Genomic DNA, 4,276 nt, shown 5'->3' on the forward strand with positions numbered 1-4,276 from the left:
TCCGCATCGTTCCCCGGGCCTACGTACGCGCTCACCATGGAGATTCCTTATTCTCGACGTCACGGTATTTTCGCGATCGATATTATTATGATTCGGCAGAGGGTGTTACATTCCCTGACGGTCGTCGATTCGAGATCCGTTGTATTTGCGAATCGGGGAGGTTAGGGCAAACTTTTGCCGGAGTTTAATTATGTAGTTTCGTCCAGGATTGATAAATTTGGCCAGTCCCCGATAACGCGACCACCCGGTTTCAGAGTCGGTGTCGTTCGGTCGGTGTTCAGTTGATGTCGCAGCCCACGGGGTGGTGGGTGTGGGTGCAGGCCGCAGCGTACTCGGCCGGGGTGCGGTAGCCCAGCGCCGAATGCCGGTGCCGGTGGTTGTGCTCGTGCTTGAAATCCGCGATCACCACCCTCGCTTCGAGCAGGCTGGTCCAGTGGTTGCGGTTGAGGCATTCCACGCGCAGGCGCCGGTTGAACGATTCCACGTACCCGTTGTTCCAGGGGGTACCCGGCGGAATATACGAGATCCCGACCCGGTCTCGGCAAAATGTTTGCAGCGCTGCCGAAATCATTTCCGGCCCGTTGTCCAGGCGCAGCACCTTCGGCGCCCCGTGGACGGCGAAGACCCGCTCGAGTTCGGCGACCAGACGCTCGCCGGTGATCGACCGCTCGATCAAGTGCAGTAGGGATTCGCGGGTGTGCTCGTCGATCATCGACGCGATCTTCACCACCCGCCCGTCGACGGTAGAGTCGAACTGGAAATCCAGCGCCCACACCACCTTCGGCGCATCCGCATCCACCGCCGGCACCGACGAGGCGCCGGCTCGTTTACGCGGGTGATGCGCCCGCACCTGCAAACCTTCTTCCCGCCAGAGCCGGTGGACTTTCTTGATGTTCATCCGGTGGCCTTCGTCGAACCGCAGCACTGCCCAGACCCGGCGGAACCCGTGACACGGGTTCTTGGCCGCATAATTCCGCAGCCAGGCCCGCGTCGGCGTCGGCGTCTGCCGGTGTTTGCGTGGCCGGGCACCGGCGGTAAGTCGAGCGAGCGAGCCCAATGACCTTGCACGCGAACCGTTCCGACATGCCCATGACCTCGCTGAGCATGTCCACGGCCCGTCGCTTGGCCGCTGGGCCTAGAATTTTCCCTTCGAAATCTCGCGCAGCGCGTCTTTCTCCAGCTCCGCATCGGCCAGCAGCCGCTTCAATCGGGCGTTCTGTCCCCGCAGCTCCTTGAGTTCTTTGGCGGCGCCGGTGTCCATGCCTCCATATTGGCGACGCCAGTTATAGAGTGTCGCCGCCGAGACTCCCAGGTCAGCGGCGATTTGCTCGCCGGTCAAGCCTTCCGCGGCCAGTTCATCGGCGCGCCGCAGCTTGCGCACGATGTCCTCCGCGGAATGCCGTTTCCGTCCAGCCATGGTTCCCATAGTCCCTTCTAACCCCTGATCAGGGCCAACGAGACTCTAATTCCGGCTGGTCGCATCCATGGGGGACGGGTCATGATCACCATGTTGCAGGGTAACGAGAACACCAAAAATCTGATCGACCGCCCGATGGAGTTCTTGGGCAACCTCTTGTTGCTGATCGTCGGTGGCAACGACACGACCCGGAACTCGATGAGCGGCGGTGTGCTTGCACTCAACCGCTTCCCTGACCAGTTCGATAAGGTGAAGGCGAACCCGGGCTTGATCCCCAATATGGTCTCGGAGATCATCCGGTGGCAAACTCCGCTGGCCTACATGCGCCGGATCGCCAAGGCAGACACAATTCTGAACGGCCAGTTCATCCGCAAGGGCGACAAAGTGGTGATGTGGTATGCCTCGGGCAATCGCGACGAGCGCGTGTTCGAACGACCGGACGAGTTCATAATCGACCGGTCCAACGCCCGCAACCATATCGCTTTCGGCTTCGGCGTCCACCGCTGCATGGGCAACCGGCTGGCCGAGCTGCAGCTTCGGATCCTCTGGGAGGAGCTGCTTCCTCGCTTCGAGAATATCGAGGTCGTGGGGGAGCCCGAGTACGTGCAGTCCAACTTCGTGCGGGGCATCAGCAAGATGATGGTCCGCCTCACTCCGAAGGCAGACGTATGAGTGTACAGCGAGCTCTCATCGTCGGGGCCGGCCATGGTGGAGTCCAACTCGCGGCCAGTCTGCGCCAGGATGGGTGGACGGGCGAGGTCGTCCTCATCGGTGAGGAGCCGACTCTACCCTATCAACGCCCTCCGCTGTCGAAAGCCTATCTGGCCGGGAAGAGCACAATTGACGAGCTCGCGATCCGCAGCGCGGAATTCTATCGCAAGCAGGGAATCAAACTCGTGGATGCGACAGTAGAGGCGATCGATCGATCGGCTGGTCGCCTCGCACTGAGCACTGGCGACGCATTGCCCTATGACAAGCTCGCGCTGTGCACTGGTGCCCGCCCTCGTCGGCTCGCCACCTCGGGCGCCGATCTGGCAGGGGTCTACTACCTACGCACCGCCGCCGATGTCGAGATGATCCGAGCCGCTGCCCGCCCCGGGCGGCGGGCCGTGATCGTCGGCGGCGGCTACATCGGACTGGAGACGGCCGCCTCCCTGCGAGCGTTGGGACCCCGATATCGTCGCGGCTGGGGACTGCGCCAGTCACCGGATGGCCCGTTATGGCCGCCGTATACGCCTGGAGTCGGTGCCGAGCGCCAGCGAGCAGGCCAAGGTCGCAGCCGCGACCATCAACGGGAAGTCCAGGAAGATAGCGGCGCTTCCGTGGTTCTGGTCGGATCAATACGATCTCAAGCTCCAGATCGCCGGCCTCAACACCGGATACGACGAAGTCGTCCTCAGCGGGGACCCATCCGGGGACCGCGACTTCACCTGCTTTTACCTCCGCGCCGGCGAGCTCGTTGCCGCCGACTGTATCAACCGCCCCCGCGACTTCGTATTCAGTAAGCGGGCAATCACGCAGCAACTCCACATCAACCGGGACGAACTGTTGCTCGCCGGCTCGGCCTGAGGCCACGGTCTGTTGGGTGATGGCTACGCGGCAGTGCGTGGGGCGTAGGCCGGCTCAGCGGTGGCTGACCCGCTCTTGCTTCGATGCACCGGTTTTGCCCAACCCTCAGCCGATTGCGCGACGTTCAGTGCATAGCAGCCCGTCTCGTGTTCGGCCGATGGTTGCAGCCCCAGCAGTGCACGATTCGGGACTTAACCAGCCGACTCAGTCCTCGCTGAGGAGCTCGACGTCGTCGAGCCGGGTGAGCGGATCGGCGCCGAAACAGGAATCGCTGGGGATCGCGTCGGTTGTGTGGAGCCGCATCGTGGTTGCTGCCTACGCGTTGGCGTAGGCGTCACCGCCGACCCGACCGACCCGATCGACCGTCGGAGATCCGAGACCGCCAGTGTCTCCACGAGTTTCACTGCGGTGTATCGAGACCTCACATCGGAATGATGTATCGCTCCACCGACCGGAAGACCTTCGCGAGCCCGCAGAGCAACCGCGGGCCGGATCGCCTTCTCCGCAAACGTGGCGTCTTCGCTGGTCGAGCATTCCGAGCCGAGGACGCAGCCGGCGTAGGCATCGACGACGAACGCGGTAGACGAACATCGGTGATCAGGCGGATGTAGGTGAATCGGCCATGAGCCGCGTGTTCTGCGCCAGAACCCGAAACTGCCGGTCCGCCAGGTCGGTCGCTCTCGACGCGGCCTGGTTCGGTTTGGTCATGCCGACCTTCTTGCCGCGCACGATCAGCCACTGCTATCGCGGCCGCTAGTCGCACGAAGAAAGATGTTGCCGCTTCGCGGATTCCGATCGTTCCTCGGATTCCCTATTCGTGCGGTGCAGCTGGCAAATCTCCCTCGCTGCCTCCGTCGACACGCCTTCGGCGCCGCCGGTGTCGACCGCGGCGCGGCGCACCCAATTGCGCAGGGCTTACGGGTCGCTCCGAGCCTCGCAGAGACCGCTTTCATTCCGCCGAAATGCGTGGGCACCACACCCGGGCGGTTCATCTGCCGGAGCTGCCTGGTCGCGATCATTCCCGTCGATCAGGGCTTATGGGTGGACTGGCAATGCCGAAGCAGGCAGTGCGAAACGGCGCCACCCAGCGACGGAAGCGGAGCAAAGTGCAGCCGGAGTAGTGACCGAGGGAGTATCTTCGGTGGCCGATGCCTGCCAACCCGCCCCTGCACCACAACCGCACTTTCCTCGGCCGGGTTGCGTCCGGCAGGGTGGTGTATCAGCCGGATCGTCCGGTGTGACCGGCGTGTCGTAGCCGGAAAGGAGATGGCCACCGCGTGATCCTTCAAG

At 63.2% G+C, this 4,276-nt stretch carries 3 protein-coding genes and 2 pseudogenes; 2 read left to right on the forward strand and 3 right to left on the reverse strand.

Annotated elements, in window-relative coordinates; all coding sequences use genetic code 11:
* Positions 1-277: 277 nt before the first annotated feature.
* Positions 278-1,057 (reverse strand): IS3 family transposase, encoded by a 780-nt coding sequence (locus tag DFR74_RS35095; protein ID WP_267898933.1) that lies wholly within the window; start codon positions 1,055-1,057, stop codon positions 278-280.
* Between the two features lie 78 nt (positions 1,058-1,135).
* A complete protein-coding gene (locus DFR74_RS37725) occupies positions 1,136-1,417 on the reverse strand; it encodes a transposase (RefSeq protein WP_067514846.1) in 282 nt (93 codons plus the stop codon).
* Between the two features lie 81 nt (positions 1,418-1,498).
* Between DFR74_RS37725 and DFR74_RS35100 the strand changes: the two are divergent.
* A pseudogene (locus tag DFR74_RS35100) lies at positions 1,499-2,089 on the forward strand (cytochrome P450); the annotation flags it as partial.
* Positions 2,086-2,986, forward strand: a pseudogene (locus tag DFR74_RS35105) (NAD(P)/FAD-dependent oxidoreductase). The pseudogenes DFR74_RS35100 and DFR74_RS35105, both read left to right, overlap by 4 nt.
* 597 nt (positions 2,987-3,583) lie before the next feature.
* Here DFR74_RS35105 and DFR74_RS37730 read toward each other — a convergent pair.
* Positions 3,584-3,715 carry a hypothetical protein gene (locus DFR74_RS37730; protein WP_255220970.1) on the reverse strand — a complete coding sequence of 44 codons (132 nt, stop codon included), beginning with the start codon at positions 3,713-3,715 and terminating at the stop codon, positions 3,584-3,586.
* Positions 3,716-4,276 lie beyond the last annotated feature (561 nt).

It is taken from the genome of Nocardia puris (assembly GCF_003315035.1).
GTDB classification, from domain to species: domain Bacteria; phylum Actinomycetota; class Actinomycetes; order Mycobacteriales; family Mycobacteriaceae; genus Nocardia; species Nocardia puris.